Origin of the sequence: Moorena sp. SIO4A1 (assembly GCF_010672065.1) — a bacterium.
Taxonomy (GTDB): domain Bacteria; phylum Cyanobacteriota; class Cyanobacteriia; order Cyanobacteriales; family Coleofasciculaceae; genus Moorena.
The window spans coordinates 1-17,543 of record NZ_JAAHHX010000098.1 but is presented as its reverse complement, the minus strand read 5'-3'; the positions used below and the strand labels follow the sequence as shown (position 1 = coordinate 17,543).

Here is a 17,543-nt window from a genome sequence, read left to right as displayed (position 1 = left end):
ATACACTGGAGCATGCCGAAAGGCCGGTCAAAAGACTGAGTTTACCCAGGAGCTGGGTGAGGTGAAAGTCTCACGCCCAGTTCTGAAGCGGAGGTGCTCCCCTTAATAGGGGACATCGACCGTAACTGGTGCAAGGAATCAGTCATAAGTATTGTCAATTTATTCACAGAAAGGATGGTTATGCCTATACGATTTAGACCCTGTCCTCCCTTTCCTGAGTGCCTGTCACCTGGGGAAACCCCAGGTGTTTATATGGCACGTCTCACCGCGCTTTTCAAAGATTATAGCTGGAGACGACCGGGAGGCGGACAGATGAAGTGTGGAGGATGAATTATGAAAATTTATCCTTCATCCTTCATCCTTTGAGATTACCAGCGTGCCTGGGAACCAGACCAAATGTGTTCTACTGATTCACCATAAACCATAGGTTCATCCTCAAAGGTAAGAGCAGTGTAACCATTGGGTTCAACAGACCACATTGGCCAATACTCATTGCCCAACTCACCAGCCTGAAATAGCACTTGATCTGGATTAGCTTGACTCCAGCCTAGCAACAGTGCGTTAGTATAATGGATGCGCTCAGGAGCCAAGGTGGTCACCGTATTTTGGTTCCGATCCCAAATTACTGCGTAATCAGAACCATCTGAGCTATTAAAAAAACCTTCAAATTGCCGCCCTAGAAGGCGATCGCTTGATTCTGTCCAAGACACGGGAATCAGAATAGCGATTGCGCCGCTTAATTTATCATCATTATGATGGTTAGCTAAGGGAGAAGATGCAGTGATGATGCGCAAATGTCCAGTCTGCAAATTTTCTATAAACATCACACTACTGATGCGGCTGCGGTATAGTTCCGGCTGTCCTTGTAGTTGAATGCGACTATAGGCAGCATACTTGCCATCAGGAGACACTAGTGATTGGCTGCGATAGTACCTAAACCCAAAACTCTGATTAGCAACCAGTTCAGCATGGGTTTCCAAGACCCAATTCCAAGGAATAGGATAAGGGCTATTGAGTGGGTCACTCTGAACGTATGGTTCGGTTAGATCAGGTTTGATAGCTTCTGTTACTTCCCTTAAAGGCTGGGAAGATAGCACCGATGATTGACTGGCTACTAAGGATTCATTAGCCTTGGCTTTCTCGGCATATAGGCTAGATGTTATCAACATCAAAGTTGCTAACAACAGTCCTAGTGGTTGATTTTTAAGCCATCCTGCTAAACTCAATTGCCTTTTCAACATTGATTGGTTTTTCAGTTACTAATTAGCGTTTCTAGTTAGAGGAGCAACCCCAAGAAACTAGAATATAGTTCCTTAAATTTAAATTTAAAAGGTTAAAAAGTGATCAACTACCCCGTCCGACCCTGAATTACGAACCGGGTTTCTTACACTTCGACTCAGTCAGTTGGCTAAACCCTCCACTATCAAGCTACCGAAGGCAGACAAAGAAAATAAGCCAGGGAAAAATAAAAAATTAACACTCTTTCCTTCCCCTAAGAGGTCTTGGCTGAAGTGGGTAGCCCTCACACAAAAGTTGTCAGGCTTGACATTGGAATTAACTGGTTGGTTTGGAGGTTTTAGTGTTATGATAGCCATTTGGAATTCAACCTTGTTTTTTTGAATTCTTCTATAATGTTAAATACCCGCGTTTGACCCCTAACGGAGTACAATTGGAGCATCCTGCCTCATTATGTTGAAGGAGATCTAACAAAATTCGGTGTGACTCAACCCGCTACTTCCAACACCAATACCAGACCTGAAACCTCAATAAGTATACTGAACTGCCTACTAATCTTAATTTTCAGGCTACTACTGCTAGGCGTAGGGAGTGGCTTGGCCGTGATATTTGGCATTGTTGTTGCCAATGCTTACCCTAACCCGAATCCAGAAAAACCCCTGATCTTAAAATTACTGGAGCATCTGGATAACAAGCGAGAATCAACGTTTCTCAATTTTAGTTCAATTCGGGAACCAACGGAAGCCAATCCACTAAAACAATTGACACCGGTTCAAAGAGTCCAGGTCAAAGCTCAGCTAAGTGATTTAGACAAGCGACTGAAGAGATTGAGTGAGGACGTGACAATGTTGGAAACTCAATTGGGAACCTCGGGAGGGAATGAATCTGTTGAAAGGCGCATCCAAGGGATCACTTTGCTTCTGAAGGAACCATCGACTTCAAGTAGCAATGCTGCATTAGTTGGTAATAGCAATGGTAATCGACTAGCTGCCTCGGCTGCCGATAAGTTGAAAGTCACATTGCCCAGTGATATTTTATTTCAGGAAAGTAAAAGTACGTTACGTCCAGAAGCAGGTTTGATCCTAGACAAAATTGTCACAGATTTGCAAGCCTATCCCAGTAGTACAATCCGGATTGCTATCCACACCGACAACCCCCGCGAAGCCAAAGAGAATCGAAACCTTTCATTTAAGCGTGCCAAAGCAGTTCAGCAGTATCTTAGTAGCGCTTTAGACGATCCATACCGTTGGCTGATTATTGGCTACGGAGAAACTCGTCCTCTGGTAGCTAATGATACTGAGGTTAATCAGCAACGCAATCGTAGGGTGGAAATTGCTGTGGATTAGTCATTAGTTATAAGGTTAGAAGGTTATTTGGTTGAAAGTTATTTGGTTGTTTCCCTTGGGCGTCCCTTGTAGGGTAGGTTGAAGATTAGAGCCTTAACAACTCAAATCTGGATGTATAACCAGCTAACCTTCAACCAGCTAACCTTCAACCAGCTAACCTTCAACCAGCTAACCTTCAACCAGCTAACCTTCAACCAGCTAACCTTCAACCAGCTAACCTTCAACCAGCTAACCTTCAACCAGCTAACCTTGGCCAAAAGGCCACGCTACGCGAACAACCCATTAGTCATTGGTAATTTCTAGATGCGAGTTGTATTCTTTGGTACTCCCCAATTTGCTCTACCTTGTTTGGAAGGTTTGTTGAACCATCCTGAATTTGAGGTGGTGGGTGTGGTAACTCAGCCAGATAAGCGTCGAGGACGTGGTAACCAGCTGATTCCTTCCCCAGTGAAATCAATAGCATTAGCACATAAACTACCAGTTTGGCAACCGCAGCGCCTGAAAAAGCATAGGGAAACCCTAACTCAGCTAAGGCAGGTAAAGGCTGATGTTTTTGTGGTGGTTGCCTATGGGCAGATTCTCTCCCAAGAGATTCTGGATATGCCTACGGTAGGTTGTATCAATGTACATGGCTCAATTTTGCCTAAGTATAGGGGAGCAGCTCCGATCCAGTGGTGTCTTTATAATGGTGAAGCCCAAACGGGCATCACAACGATGTTGATGGATGCTGGCATGGATACTGGAGCAATGCTCTTGAAAGCGTATACACCAATCAGACTATTGGATACTGCCGAACATTTGGCACAAACTCTGAGTAATTTGGGAGCTGATTTGTTGATTGAAACTCTCCTGAAGCGAGAGTTACAGCAAATCCAACCAATTCCTCAAGATGACTCTGAGGCTACCTATGCACCACTGATTCAAAAGTCAGATTATTGCCTAGATTGGTCACGGTCTAACTTGGAGTTACACAATCAGATCCGGGGATTTTTCCCGAACTGCGTCACCTCATTTCGGGGTAAATCTCTGAAAATCAGTGCCACTGTTCCCTTAGATTCGGCTTACTTATCCGAGTTGCCTTCACAGTTAAAAATGCGATCGCAGGAGTGGTCTACTCTTGATGTTGGTTCAGGTCGTCCTGGAGAAGTTGTCAAGATTGCGAAGGGAATCGGTCCAATTATTCAAACTGGAAAGGGAGTGTTGTTGTTGCAGCAAGTGCAACTAGCTGGCAAACGTGCTCAATCGGCTTGGGATTTTGCCAATGGTATGCGTTTAGAAGTAGGAGAAGTTCTAGGTAATGGTTAGTTAGTTAGTTGCGGTTTTCAAGGGTTCGTAAAAGCGGCAAGAATCACATGGTCCGTCTGGATTGACTGCACAACGAATCAATTCAGAGTGAGCATTGAAATAACAGCTGGCATCCCCAATCACCCAACGCCCCTGGAGCAGGCTTTTTTCACTAGGGTGTCCAGAAGACTGCACATACAGAGCAATTTTATGCAAACGATAGCGCCCTGACTTAAGACAGTAGCGGTGGCGGCGCTCTAAAACTGTGTAGGTTTTACCTTTAAAGTCGAGATAGTTACCGGGTTGAGGTATCCAATCCAGTTGAACATTGCCAATGGTCTGAAGCGGGTGCGTCAAAATTAACTCCGTGGGTAGAGAATCAGGCTCCATAGTGCTTATTGTTAATCACGCTACATTTGGATGGTATCGCAGGCTGTGGGCTGACTATCTAGCCCAACAGAATTCTACATAGAATTGTCTGGTTAAGTACAACACACTGGCGCTCTTCTTGAAGACTGGATTGATCAACGAAGTGATTAACCGAACTTGATATTACCCATATTGGGAAATTGGTCATTGAGCAAAAAATGCCTTAAATTCGTGATTGGGGTGCATAAAGTTGGGAATGCGCGCAAGTTAATTCTGTAGTCAGCTTAAAAGACTGTCAGATTAAAAGACTATCGTTTCTGTTCTCTTCGTTCCATTAGCAGTTTCTACTTGTTTGCCCAAAACCCCATGACAGCAGTTAGTCCTGTGGTGTGAAATTCATCCAATGTTGAACCAAAAGCCGAGGCTACCAACCTTGTAACATCCTTGAGTTGCAATGTTGGTGGCTTGGGGGTAGAACTGGTGGAGTTGTTCATGGACCATGATCAATTCACCAACTGACATTGTCTGCCAAGGACTTGAAAAATTTTCCAGCTATACCCCCATCAAAAATGCATTTACAACAAAGAACAAAGTATGAACATCTCTGGTATTTTACCGAGGACTAACGCACTTGCTTGCCTCGACGGCTTTTTCAAGTCAGAAACCCATGGGCGTTTCGCCGACAACAAAGGAATGAAAATCTCTCTTCCCTATTCCCTATTCCCTATATTCAGATTAGCTTAATGCACTATATTCGTGTTTTAGATATATGAAGTTATTCTTTGGTCGCCGCTCATCTCCTGTTGTCGAGCCTACTCAGGAAAAAACTTCAGGTTTGGGAACATTCGGTGGGGTCTATACTCCGTCGATTCTCACCATCCTGGGGGTTATTATGTACCTGCGCTTTGGTTGGGTACTTGGTAATGTTGGTTTAGTGGGTACCCTCATCATTGTTACCCTCTCCACCAGTATTACCTTTTTGACGGCTCTGTCTATTTCTGCGATCGCAACTGACCGCATTGTTAGGGCTGGTGGTGCGTATTACATGATTAGCCGTTCCCTAGGAATTGAAACTGGCGGTGCCGTAGGAATTCCCCTTTACTTTGCCCAAGCTCTCTCAGTCGCCTTATACACTATTGGTTTTGCCGAGAGCGTAGTTCAGACCTTTCCCCAGCTCAACCAGCTTTATGTAGCGCTAATTACTACTATTTTAGTGGCAATACTGGCTTTGACTTCCGCTAGCCTCGCCATCCGCATTCAATACTTTATTATGGCTGCGATAGTGCTATCCCTGATTGCTCTATTCGTCGGTAACCATGATTACCCTTATGATGTAGCTAATATTGAGCTGTGGGTGACCTCCAAAGAATCCTTCTGGCGTGTCTTTGCTGTCTTCTTCCCTGCCGTGACCGGTATCATGGCTGGGGTGAATATGTCCGGTGATCTACGCAACCCGATCCGCGCCATTCCCATCGGTACTCTGGCAGCTGTAGGTACAGGATATGCCGTTTATATGATCGTACCAATTATTCTATCAATGCGGGTGGGGGGAGATGCCCTAATTGGCAATCCTCTGATTATGAGGCAAATGGCATTTTGGGGTCCGTCAATCCTACTCGGGGTATGGGGTGCTACTCTCAGCAGTGCCTTAGGGAGTATTCTAGGGGCTCCCCGGATTTTACAGGCACTAGCTAGAGATGGAGTATTACCCCGTTGGATGCGATTTCTAGGTACGGGTAGTGGACGAGATGATGAACCACGGATTGGCACCGCTGTAACCTTGGGAATAGCTACTGCTGCAGTTTGCCTTGGTAAATTAGATATCATTGCACCAGTGCTAAGTATGTTCTTTCTGACCACCTATCTGGTGTTGAATGTAGCAGCTGGCATTGAGGGCTTTTTGCAAAGTCCTTCGTTCCGACCCTCCTTTAAAGTTAACTGGTTTCTGTCACTGTTAGGGGCATTGGGTTGCCTGATCGTGATGTTTTTGATCAATGCCTTTGCCACAGTGGCAGCAGCTGTTATTGTCTTGGGGGTTTACCTTTGGCTACAGCAGCGGGAACTGCGCACGGCTTGGGGGGATGTACGCCGGGGTATTTGGATGGCACTATTGCGCACTGGTATTTTTCAGATTAGTCATCATCCTGATCCGAAAAACTGGCGACCCCACATCTTGGTGCTGTCAGGAGCTCCCACTAAACGATGGTCTTTGATAGAGTTAGCCGATGCTCTGACCCATAATCGCGGTTTAGTGACCGTTTCGAGTATTTTACCCAGTAGTTCCCATAGTGTTGCTAAGCAGGCAAAGTTAGAACAAACCATCAGTGAGTATCTCGAACGGCGCAGTGTACAAGCTCTAGTGCGCTTGGTAACAGCACCGGATCCCTTTACCGGAGCCCGGCAACTGGTGGAAACTTACGGTATAGGACCACTAGTGCCCAATACAGTTTTACTCGGGGATAACGAAACCCTTAGCCGCCGCCAGCCTTACTGTCGCTTGATTACTCACATACACCAAGCAAAGCGTAATGTAGTGATTCTGCGGGAAAATCGGGAGCAGGGTTTCGGTAGTCGTCAACGGATTGATGTTTGGTGGGGCGGTAAGCAAGCCAATGGTAGCCTGATGTTGCTCCTCGCCTATCTATTGCGCAGCGACCTGAAGTGGCAAAATGCTGAGATTTACCTCAAGTTGGTGCTTCCTAATGAAATAGCAGCTCAAGCAGCACGGGCAAACCTAAGTAATTGGGTGAAACAGTTGCGGATGGGGGTTGTTTGTCAGGTGCTGGTTTCCGAAGGGCGTTCTTTTAATACTATTCTTCATGAGTCATCGGCTGATGCTGACTTAATCTTTATGGGTATGGCTACACCAGACGATAAGTTTACTCAATATTACGAAAGTTTACAGCTAAAAACTGCTGGTCTTCCTACCATTGTCTTTGTACTGGCTGCCCCTGGGTTTGCTTTCCATGAAGTTCTCAGTGAAGATTTGTAGTATACCAACAGCAATTTAAATTTGTTAATTGCCAATTGACTATTACGATCAAGTCCGATTAATCAGTTATCAAAGCGATGCAGCGCGGTCTTGGGGGTTTCCCCCATGAGCGACTGCATCAAGACATAGTCTTGGGATTTTTGGTAATGGGTAATAGGTAATTGGTAATCATCAACTACCAATTACCTATTAGCTATTACCTATTACCAGATACAAACGCTATACCATGAATTGGAAATGCTTAATTTTTTGGTGGCAGTTTAACAATACTTAGCCAGAAATTTTCAATTGACTTCAATACTTTTACAAACTGCTCTAATTCAAGGGGCTTAGTGACGTAGGCATTGGCGTTTAGCTTGTAGCTTGTGAGGATGTCCTGGTCAGAATCTGAGGAGGTGAGAATAATCACGGGAATCAGACTCAATTTTGGATCAGATTTGATCTGTGCTAACACTTCACGACCATCCATCACTGGTAGATTCAAATCCAGCAAAATTACGTCGGGACGGGGTGCCTTAGTATAAGGGGACTCTCGACGTAGAAATGCCATAGCTTCCTTACCATTGCTAAACGTCTGCAGATTGTTGCGGATATTGCTATTTTTCAAAGTAGCTTTGGTCAGGTCTACGTCACCATGATTGTCTTCCACTAGCAATATTTCAATCCGCTGAATAGCATTTCTATCATTCATAATTACTAAAAAATAGTTTTTTATGTTGAGATTAAATTAATCAAAAGACCTGGATTTTATACTTGATTTTTTATAAAATTAATACCACATATACTTATCGATATTCATTGGTTCGTTATCAGGTTTAATCGTTACTCATAATACCCTTCGTTATTATAGATTAACCATTACCAAATTTGAGAATTAATATGTGGATAATTTTGATAAAATTAATAAGTGCGAATATATTCAATATTTTTAATCCTAAATTAATAAGTATTGGTTCAAAAAAGCTTAGCTGATTAAGGATAAGATAAAAATGCTCTCCACTTAAAGACGGGAGAGTCGATGGTAAATGATAAACGGTGATGGCTATAAAATTGGTATAATTACCCATTAATCATTACCCATGACCTATTATCCTTTATCCGTAACGATAACCCTTTAAGGGATTAGCAGTTAAGCAGATAGTTGTCATCCTACCCTCCGGATTTTGGGCAAGTATTAAAACTATCTCTTGACTTTGGGTAATAATCTATCCATCAGTACCTATCAATGTATAAAAATTATGATGAAATTATAGATAGTATTTTTACGGATTTTTTTTTAGCTGTGCCAGAATCTAAGATGCTATTTAACCTCGAAGCCCCTTTTAAACCAACAGGGGACCAACCCCAAGCTATTTCCCAACTCACCACTTACCTCAAGGCTGGCAACCCTATCCAAACTCTACTGGGTGCTACGGGGACAGGTAAGACTTTCTCCGTGGCATCGGTAATTGAAAAAGTCGGCAAACCTACCCTAGTACTTGCCCACAACAAAACCTTGGCTGCCCAGTTATGTAACGAATTGCGGGGGTTTTTTCCCCATAACGCGGTGGAGTATTTCATTTCCTACTATGATTACTACCAGCCGGAAGCTTATATCCCGGTCACTGACACGTACATCGAGAAAACCGCTTCAATTAATGATGAAATTGATATGCTGAGGCACTCAGCTACGCGATCGCTTTTTGAACGGCGGGATGTAATTGTGGTGGCTTCCATTAGCTGTATCTATGGCTTGGGTATCCCCTCAGAATACTTAAAAGCCTCGATTCCTCTGCGGGTAAATACCGAAGTTGACCAACGCCAACTCTTACGGGATTTAGTCTCAGTACAGTATTCCCGGAATGATTTAGAATTGGGACGCGGACGGTTCCGGGTGAAGGGGGATGTATTAGAAATTGGTCCGGCTTATGAAGACCGAATTATTCGGGTAGAATTCTTCGGAGATGAAATTGATGCTATTCACTACGTTGACCCAGTTACCGGTGGAATTTTCCAAAGTGTAGAGGGCGTAAATATTTACCCTGCTCGTCACTTTGTTACTCCCGATGAACGGTTGGAAGAAGCTTGTAATGCTATTAAGGCAGAACTTGAGGAACGTTTGGCTCAATTGGAGCAAACTGGTAACTTGCTAGAAGCGCAACGGTTGGAACAGCGTACCCGCTATGATTTGGAAATGTTGCTCGAAATTGGTTACTGCAATGGTGTGGAAAACTATTCTCGTCACTTGGCTGGACGCCAGCTTGGGGAACCACCAGAGTGTTTGATTGATTATTTTCCCGAAGATTGGCTTTTGGTAGTGGATGAATCCCATGTTACGGTGCCGCAAATTCGGGGAATGTACAATGGCGATCGCGCTCGAAAGCAAGTGTTGATTGACCATGGCTTTCGCTTACCCAGTGCAGCAGATAATCGACCCCTGAAGGCAGAGGAATTCTGGGCAAAGGTGAATCAGTGTATTTTTGTCTCTGCTACTCCTGGGGATTGGGAGATGGAACAATCTCAAGGACGAGTCGTGGAACAGATCATTCGTCCTACCGGAGTGCTTGACCCAGAAATCTTTGTTCGTCCTACAGCAGGTCAAGTCGATGATTTGTTGGCTGAGATTAAGCAGCGGGTGGATTGTCAGGAAAGGGTGCTGATAACAACCTTAACCAAGCGCATGGCTGAGGATTTGACAGACTATCTGCAAGAACGGGATATTCGAGTAAGCTACTTACACTCGGATATTAACTCTATTGAACGGATTGAAATCTTGCAGGCGTTGCGCCAGGGTGAATTTGATGTGTTGGTTGGAGTTAACTTGTTGCGAGAAGGGTTGGATTTGCCAGAAGTCTCTCTGGTAGCAATTTTGGATGCCGATAAGGAAGGGTTCCTCAGGGCAGAGCGATCGCTTATTCAAACTATAGGCAGAGCAGCACGTCATGTCCGAGGGCAAGCCATTATGTATGCTGATACCTTTACAAAAAGCATGAGAAAAGCGATTGATGAGACTAATCGCCGTCGTAAGATTCAAATTGAGTATAATATCAAAAATAACATTATACCACAGCCGATTCGCAAAACCGCAAACAACCCGATTTTGACATTTTTGGATGTCTCCCGACGGTTGAATTCCCAACAGTTGGAAGCGGTGTTTGAACAGGTGGATGATGTACCTTTGGAGAAGATTCCGGAGTTGATTAATCAGTTAGAAGAACAGATGAAGGAAGCAGCAAAGACCTTGGAATTTGAAACGGCAGCCAAGTTACGCGATCGCATTAACCAGCTGCGGGATAAACTGCTAGGTAATCGAACTTAACTAAGAGTTTTTACACTAACAGGAGTTGGAGGAATTATTGGTTTAGGGCTATTGAGGCAAGCAGACACGCCCTAGAGTATGTGTTTAAAGTAAATTATATATAGTTTAATATGTAAAGTCAAGTATGTAAAGTTTTGTGACAAAAACCAACAATCTGCATAAAAGGGAGGCATTAGCCCTGATAAATACATAGTTTAAAGGAAACTGAGATGATCGATATTTCTCTAAAATTAAATAAAGTGTCCTCATCCCAAGGGGGATTTCTCCGAAAGAATGAAGCTGTAGAGCTTTGATACCAAATCCGCTCTAGTAACCCCCTGTTCAATCTAGGTCTACTTTCTTGAAAAGGGTGTATTCGACCCAGATTCTCGATGAATTCCATAACTTATGAGACTAACATTGAGCTGTCTTAACCTGTTGAGCCAGATCATGGGTAAGGGAAGATCAGCAGCAACTAAGTTTTTCCTGCTTGTTTGTTCTTCAACCTATTTGAGCTGTTGCCCGTTGCCAACCCCTGTGCAGGCGCAACCGATAGTTGAAGCCAACGATGGTACTGGTACTGTTGTCAACCCTGAGGGTAACCAATTCAACATTGATGGCGGTAAGCTGTCGGGAGATGGTGCGAATCTCTTTCACAGCTTCCAGAAATTTGGTCTGAGTGAAGGTCAGATTGCCATCTTTCTCTCTCATCCTAATATCCAAAATATCCTAGGGCGAGTGACTGGTGGTGATGCTTCTGTAATTAATGGCTTAATCCAGGTTACAGGGGGTAATTCCAATTTATTCCTGATCAACCCCGCTGGGATTGTCTTTGGTGCTGGTGCCAGCATCGATCTACCTGCTTCTTTTACCGCCACCACTGCTACTGGTATTGGTTTTGATGGCGGCTGGTTTAACGCCATTGGTAGCAATGACTATGCTTCCTTGGTAGGCAAGCCCAATACTTTTGATTTTGCTGTTTCCCAACCAGGTGGGATCATCAATTTAGCTGATTTAGCAGTTAAAGAGGGGCAGAATTTAACCTTAGTAGGTGGTACTGTGATCAGTAATGGCACTCTTACTGCCCCTGGTGGTCAAGTTACTATTGAGGCTGTGCCTGGAGAAAATTTACTCCGTATTTCCCAGCCAGGTAATATTCTGAGTTTAGAAGTTTCCCCCTCTGCCACTGTTCCCTTCACTCCCCTTTCCCTACCCGAACTGCTGACAGTTGGCGGCGGTGATGCTACAGGAATTGAGGTAAATCGTGATGGAACAGTACAACTGATAGGTTCTGGTATCCAGGTGGAAGATGGTGATGTAGTAGTGCAGGATATCAGTGCTGGTCAGCAAGTAGTTATTGAAGCAAAAGGTAATATTCGGACAGCATCAATTACTTCGGATGGTGGAAGAATTTTCCTCAATAGTAGACAAGGAGGGATTGATACTAGTAGTGGCACGTTGGATTCAACGGCGGTAAGTGGTGATAGTGGAAATATTGACCTGAAAGCAGAAGGTAATATCACTACCGGAAGTATCAATGCTTCCAGTAATAATGGTGATGGTGGTGATATTACTGCCGTAAGCGATAGAGGAAGTATTGATACTAGTGCTGGGGTAGTTGATTCTTCCTCTGTGGAAGGTAAAGGAGGAGAGGTTCAATTATTCGCTACCGAGGGAAGTATTAATCCTGGCGATGTAGTAGTGCAGGATATCAGCGCTGGTCAGCAAGTAGTTATTGAAGCAGACGGTAATATTCGGACAGCATCAATTACCTCGGATGGTGGAAGAATTTTCCTCAATAGTAGAAAAGGAGAGATTGATACTAGTAGTGGCACACTGGATTCAACGGCGGTAAGTGGTGATAGTGGAAATATTGACCTTAAAGCAGAAGGTAATATCACTACCGGGAGTCTCAATGCTTCCAGTAATAATGGTGATGGTGGTGATATTACTGCTGTTAGCGATACAGGAAATATTGATACTAGTGCTGGGGTAGTTGATTCTTCCTCTGTGGAAGGTAAAGGAGGAGAGGTTCAATTATTCGCTACAGAGGGAAGTATTAATGCTGGTGATATAAATGCTGCTAGTAGCAATGGTGAGAGTGGCAATGTTACTCTTGTTGCTGGTAGTGACATCAGTAAAGGAAATGTTACTGCTACTTCTACTATTATTTCCATTCTAGATTTCAGAAACCAGAATTCTACTATAAAAAGTTCAGAATCTCCAGTCCCAGTAGTACCTGAAGCTCCAGCGTTCCTGCCTATAGAGCCACCCATTATTGAACCTGCTTCAGTCATCGACCCAAATCCATTACCAACCCTACCACCACAACTACAGTCAGATTTTCCAGCACTACTACCGCCAGAACCTTCAACAACAGTAATTATTGAACCTGTAAATCCTGTAAATCCTGTAAATCCTCCCAATCCTTCCCCAGGAAAACCATCACCAAGGTCAGACAATCAAAACTCTGCCTTGCCAACCCAAGTTAATCGATCAGATGTGGCGGTCAATCAGAGCAAGAGGTCAAACAAGACTCCAGCAATTGAACTAGAACGACTGACAATCCTGGTACTGGAAATTACAGAGTGTCTGGCAGAAGAACAATTGCTCAGAAATCCTCAAGGATTTTCTATACAAGTTGCTGCCAAAGATTACACTAAAGCTGCCGAATGCTATGACAAAAATTTAGAATTTGCACGAAAAAGTGGCGATCAATTGCGAGAAGCAAAAGCTTTGCATAACCTCGGAGTAACTCACTATAGATTGGGAGACTATGGCAAAGCTATAGACTATCATAAGCAGCATTTTAATCTTGCCCAATCAGACCCAAACTTAAGAAGAAAACCACAAGCTTTTAGTGGTTTAGGAGCCGCTTATGGCGCAATAGGAAACTATGACAAAGCTATTGAATACTATAAACAGGGTCTAGAACTATTAAACTCAACCAATGAGTCTGAGCTGGAAAGGAATATAGTAAGCAATCTCGGATTAGCTTACTACGCTAAGAAGGAATATACCAAAGCACTTCAATACAAAGAAAAAAGTTTAGCGATCGCTAAAACATCCGATAACCTACCTGGAAAGGCAAGAGCATTATCTAATTTGAGCTTGCTGTACTATACTCTGACCGACTATAACCAAGCAATTGAATACTCTCAGCAGAGTTTAGCGATCGCACAAAAACTGCAAGATAACTATGGAGAGTTAGTAGCCCTAGAAAATTTGGGAATAATTTACCATGCTCTAGAAGACTACAACCAAGCAGTAAACTACCAACGCCAGAGTTTAGAAATTGCCAAGCAACTAGGTGATCGCCACGCCAAGGGACGAGCTTTGAGTAACTTAGGTGATGCTCTCTATCAAGCCGGAAATCCTCAAGAAGCAAATGAGGCTCTCTTTGCTGCCATTGAAATTTGGGAGTCTTTGCGGTCAAACTTAGGCAGCAATGACCTTGAGAGAGTATCAATATTTGAAACTCATGAAACAACTTATAGCACTTTACAAGAGTATTTAGTAGAACGAAAACAATTCAATCAAGCCCTAGAAATTACTGAAAGAGGACGATCAAGAGCCTTTGTTGAACTATTAGCGAGAGGTTTATCAGAGTCTGAACCAAACCTCAAAAATCACAAACCGATTGCTCCTCCGAAGATCAAACAAATTAAAAAAATTACTGAAAAACAAAACTCGACAATAGTTTTATACTCGATTATCAAAGAAGTTGTCGAAGCCCAAGGTGTGCGGCAACTTCAAGACAAAGAGCTTTACATTTGGGTAATTAAACCTACAGGTAAAATCGCTTTTCGTCAGGTTGATTTAACTAATCTGGATACATCTCTGAAAGAATTGGTTGTTATCACTCGTAAATCGATTTTTTTAAGAAGAAGCCCATCCCTAGTTGATTTAGTTCCCAGAGAAAGATTGACTAAAACAGAGAGAGCTGGTCAAACTGAACGATTAAAACAACTGCATCAACTGCTCATTGAACCAATTGCGGAACTCTTACCTACTAATCCCGAAGCTCGTGTTACTTTTATTCCCCACGAATCCTTGTTTCTAGTACCTTTCCCAGCACTACAAGACGCTTCTGGTCAATACCTGATCGAAAAACATACTATGCTCACTGCTCCCTCGATTCAGGTGCTGGATTTAACTAACCAGCAACGGCAACTGGTTTCTGGAGAAGAGATGCTAGTAATTGGTAATCCCACTATGCCTCAAGGTTTGCCCCCTCTTCCTGGAACAGAAACAGAAGCGCTAGCGATCGCTGAGATGTTCAATACTCAAGCCCTGATTGGCAATCAAGCCACCAAGAAAGCAGTTGTTGAGCAAATGTCAAGGGCAAAGATCATACATCTAGCTACTCACGGCTTACTGAATGACTTCCAGAGATTAGGTTTACCAGGAGCGATCGCCCTTGCTCCGACTAAAACAGATAAAGGTTTTCTCAGTGCTAGTGAAATACTCGACCTCAAGCTTAGTGCTGAGTTAGTAGTTTTAAGTGCTTGCAACACTGGTAGAGGTAGAGTTACCAGTGATGGCGTGATTGGATTATCCCGTTCTTTAGTTGCTGCTGGTGTACCTAGTGTGGTTGTTTCCCTCTGGAAAGTACCTGATGACTCCACAGCTGACCTGATGATTGAATTCTATCGCCAGCTACAACAAACACCTGACAAAGCAGTTGCTCTGCGTCAAGCCATGCTTACGACTCTTAAACAGTACCCAAATCCAGTGGAATGGGCAGCTTTTACCCTGATTGGGGAAGCCGAGTAATCAAGAAGTTGCAGGAGTTCAGCTGGAACCGCATTCCTCTCACGCTCCCCTATCGGATGAGACGTGAGAGGAATGCGGGCATAAGTAAATCATAAAAGCTTTTTATGGGAGTAAACACAGATGCTGAAACTTTTCGGAAAGATTGTTATTATCTATATATATGAAAGCGCAATAAAAGCCAAGAGGTGATTGTTATACTGCTCAACTACCAATACCGAGCTGATCCAACTACTCAACAAAAATTACAACTAAACGATTGGCTACGAATTTGTCGTTACTGGTATAACTGGCAGTTAGGCGATCGCTGGCGGTGGTGGAATGAAAACCGTACTGGTGTTAATTCTTGTCCGTTGATTACTTACCTCCCAGAGCTTAGAGATAATCCCAGTTACTTTAGTCAAAAAAAGCTTCTGCCAATCTGGAAAAAAGATTTGGTAACAGTTGTCCACTCATGGGAATTGCTGGACTTTACCCGAGTTCCGGCAAATACTTTACAGGACGTATGTAAAAGAGCAGACCTAGCTTTCAATCGATTCATCAAGGGCGATAAAACGGGTACTCGTAGCGGAAAACCTCGATTCAAAAATCAAGCTAGATACAGAACTTTAAAAATAGAAGGTAAAGGCTCTTTTACTGTAGCCAGAATCGAGAATAAATGGATATGGCTGAAGATAACAAAGCTCAAAGGGTGGGTTAAAGTCCGACTCCATCGTCCGTTACCTGACGGGTTTAAACTCAAAAATATCCTAATAACCAAAAAAGCCGATGGTTGGTACACGACCTTATGTTTAGAGGATCCTACAGTCCCAACTTTTAAACCAGAAAGTGTTACTCCTACTTGGAATAATACCATGGGATTGGATGCAGTCCTGTACGGAGATGATTATCTGGCGACATCTGAAAATACTAAGCTACCCTCACTTAAGTCTTACCGCAAAAATCAGGCTGTTATCAAAAAGGTAGAAACCAAAAAGAATGCCAGAAAAAAAGGGAGTAAAGCTCGGAGGAAGCTGCAATCGCGTGAAGGGAGAATACATCAACGGATCGCTAGGAGCCGAAAGGATCATGCCTATAAAACAGCTCATCTCCTGGTTAGAACCGGAAAAAAAGTTTTCTATTATGAAAATTTGAACCTTTCTGGTTTAAAGAAACGAAATAAACCCAAGCCAGATAGTAATGGTGGATATTTGCCTAATGGACAGTCCGCAAAATCGGGATTAAACAAGTCTTGGTCGGATGCAGGGTTTGGACAGTTCTTTGAGATACTGGCCTACATAGCTGGAAAAGCTGGAGCAGTAACGAAAAAGTGTAACCCTGTCTATACCTCTCAACTGTTGAGCTATCGAGACGAGTTTGTATTTACTGACTGCTCTATCCGCGAGTATTGGGATGAGCAAGAAATGCTGATGGTCGATCGCGATATCAATGCCGCAATCAACCTAAAACGAGTGGGGCTGGGCGTGTTCCCCACTATAAAACGGCGTAGAGGGAATCCTGTTGTTGATAGTTCTCTAACTAATAGTACCTTGAAGCAAGTTCTAGTAGCTCTAAGGAGTGCTAGAAGCCTACACTCACCCGTTAGGAGAGTGTAGGAGCGTCACGATTACTATAGTTTCCTAAGGGTGATAAATCTTTGCAAAATAATAAACCGATGAACACTGAGCTCCAATTTCCTTGGCAACAAGACGCCGTAATTCGCCAGAGCCAACGTCTAATCAATAGCTTTCATCATTGGACAGGGCATTCTCTAATCGATACCAGTGGCTTACCTATCGAAATTGCACAGGCACTATTTGAAGCTCCCTTTGCCGTCTTCTCTCACAACACTGAATCAGACCCCATTTACAACTATGGCAATCGGAAAGCTTTGGAATTGTGGGAAATGGATTGGAACCAATTGACTCAGATGCCTTCGAGATATTCAGCTGAGCCAATGGAAAGGGAGGAGCGCTTACGCCTGCTTAACCAAGTGACAAGCCAGGGCTATATTAGCAACTCTCAAGGTGTCCGCATTTCTAGCACTGGTAAACGGTTCCAGATTTTAGATTTTATCGTCTGGAATCTCATTGATGAGGAAAATAACTATTGTGGTCAAGGGGCTACGTTTTCCCAGTGGATACGGATTAATTGACGATGCAGGGCTATTTCATTCTAAAAATGCGCTTGAGTGTGTCTAGTCCAAACTTGCACCGTCGCTCTGCCTGGGCCATATTTGAGAAGTGATTAGAGCGATAGATATTGAGTGCAAAGTTACGAGCAACCG

At 43.5% G+C, this 17,543-nt stretch carries 11 protein-coding genes and 1 pseudogene; 8 read left to right on the top strand and 4 right to left on the bottom strand.

Annotated elements, in window-relative coordinates; all coding sequences use genetic code 11:
- Positions 1–368: 368 nt before the first annotated feature.
- On the bottom strand, positions 369–1,241 hold the full coding sequence (locus F6K53_RS32760) for a hypothetical protein (RefSeq protein WP_293071605.1): 873 nt from the start codon (positions 1,239–1,241) through the stop codon (positions 369–371).
- Between the two features lie 597 nt (positions 1,242–1,838).
- Here F6K53_RS32760 and F6K53_RS32755 point away from each other — a divergent pair.
- From F6K53_RS32755 to fmt, 3 genes and pseudogenes are all read left to right on the top strand, one after another.
- Positions 1,839–2,582: an OmpA family protein gene (locus tag F6K53_RS32755; protein WP_293040097.1), complete on the top strand. Its 744-nt coding sequence runs from the start codon at positions 1,839–1,841 to the stop codon at positions 2,580–2,582.
- 176 nt (positions 2,583–2,758) lie between these two features.
- Positions 2,759–2,878: pseudogene (locus F6K53_RS46105) on the top strand (hypothetical protein); the annotation flags it as partial.
- 7 nt (positions 2,879–2,885) lie between these two features.
- Positions 2,886–3,887 carry a methionyl-tRNA formyltransferase gene (gene fmt / locus F6K53_RS32745; RefSeq protein WP_293071607.1) on the top strand — a complete coding sequence of 334 codons (1,002 nt, stop codon included), beginning with the start codon at positions 2,886–2,888 and terminating at the stop codon, positions 3,885–3,887.
- Here fmt and F6K53_RS32740 read toward each other — a convergent pair whose 3' ends face one another.
- Both F6K53_RS32740 and F6K53_RS32735 read right to left on the bottom strand, forming a co-directional pair.
- Positions 3,888–4,256 carry a DUF6464 family protein gene (locus F6K53_RS32740; protein WP_293020932.1) on the bottom strand — a complete coding sequence of 123 codons (369 nt, stop codon included), beginning with the start codon at positions 4,254–4,256 and terminating at the stop codon, positions 3,888–3,890. It abuts the gene before it with no gap.
- Between the two features lie 323 nt (positions 4,257–4,579).
- Positions 4,580–4,729 (bottom strand): hypothetical protein, encoded by a 150-nt coding sequence (locus F6K53_RS32735; protein ID WP_293020934.1) that lies wholly within the window; start codon positions 4,727–4,729, stop codon positions 4,580–4,582.
- Between the two features lie 275 nt (positions 4,730–5,004).
- Between F6K53_RS32735 and F6K53_RS32730 the strand changes: the two genes are divergently transcribed.
- On the top strand, positions 5,005–7,227 hold the full coding sequence (locus F6K53_RS32730; protein WP_293071609.1) for an amino acid permease: 2,223 nt from the start codon (positions 5,005–5,007) through the stop codon (positions 7,225–7,227).
- A gap of 241 nt (positions 7,228–7,468) precedes the next feature.
- Here the strand turns inward: F6K53_RS32730 and F6K53_RS32725 are convergent, their stop codons facing one another.
- The gene (locus F6K53_RS32725) at positions 7,469–7,918 is read right to left on the bottom strand and encodes a response regulator (RefSeq protein WP_293020937.1); all 450 of its coding nucleotides are present in this window, start codon (positions 7,916–7,918) and stop codon (positions 7,469–7,471) included.
- A gap of 606 nt (positions 7,919–8,524) precedes the next feature.
- Here F6K53_RS32725 and uvrB point away from each other — a divergent pair.
- The 4 genes from uvrB to F6K53_RS32705 all read left to right on the top strand — a co-directional run bounded on the left by uvrB (position 8,525) and on the right by F6K53_RS32705 (position 17,411).
- The gene (gene uvrB / locus F6K53_RS32720) at positions 8,525–10,525 is read left to right on the top strand and encodes an excinuclease ABC subunit UvrB (RefSeq protein WP_293071612.1); all 2,001 of its coding nucleotides are present in this window, start codon (positions 8,525–8,527) and stop codon (positions 10,523–10,525) included.
- 387 nt (positions 10,526–10,912) lie between these two features.
- Positions 10,913–15,280 carry a CHAT domain-containing protein gene (locus F6K53_RS32715; RefSeq protein ID WP_293071610.1) on the top strand — a complete coding sequence of 1,456 codons (4,368 nt, stop codon included), beginning with the start codon at positions 10,913–10,915 and terminating at the stop codon, positions 15,278–15,280.
- 185 nt (positions 15,281–15,465) lie between these two features.
- Positions 15,466–16,872, top strand: coding sequence for a transposase (locus F6K53_RS32710; protein WP_364304311.1), 1,407 nt, complete (start codon positions 15,466–15,468; stop codon positions 16,870–16,872).
- A gap of 59 nt (positions 16,873–16,931) precedes the next feature.
- A complete protein-coding gene (locus F6K53_RS32705) occupies positions 16,932–17,411 on the top strand; it encodes an MEKHLA domain-containing protein (RefSeq protein WP_293083560.1) in 480 nt (159 codons plus the stop codon).
- Positions 17,412–17,543: the final 132 nt, after the last annotated feature.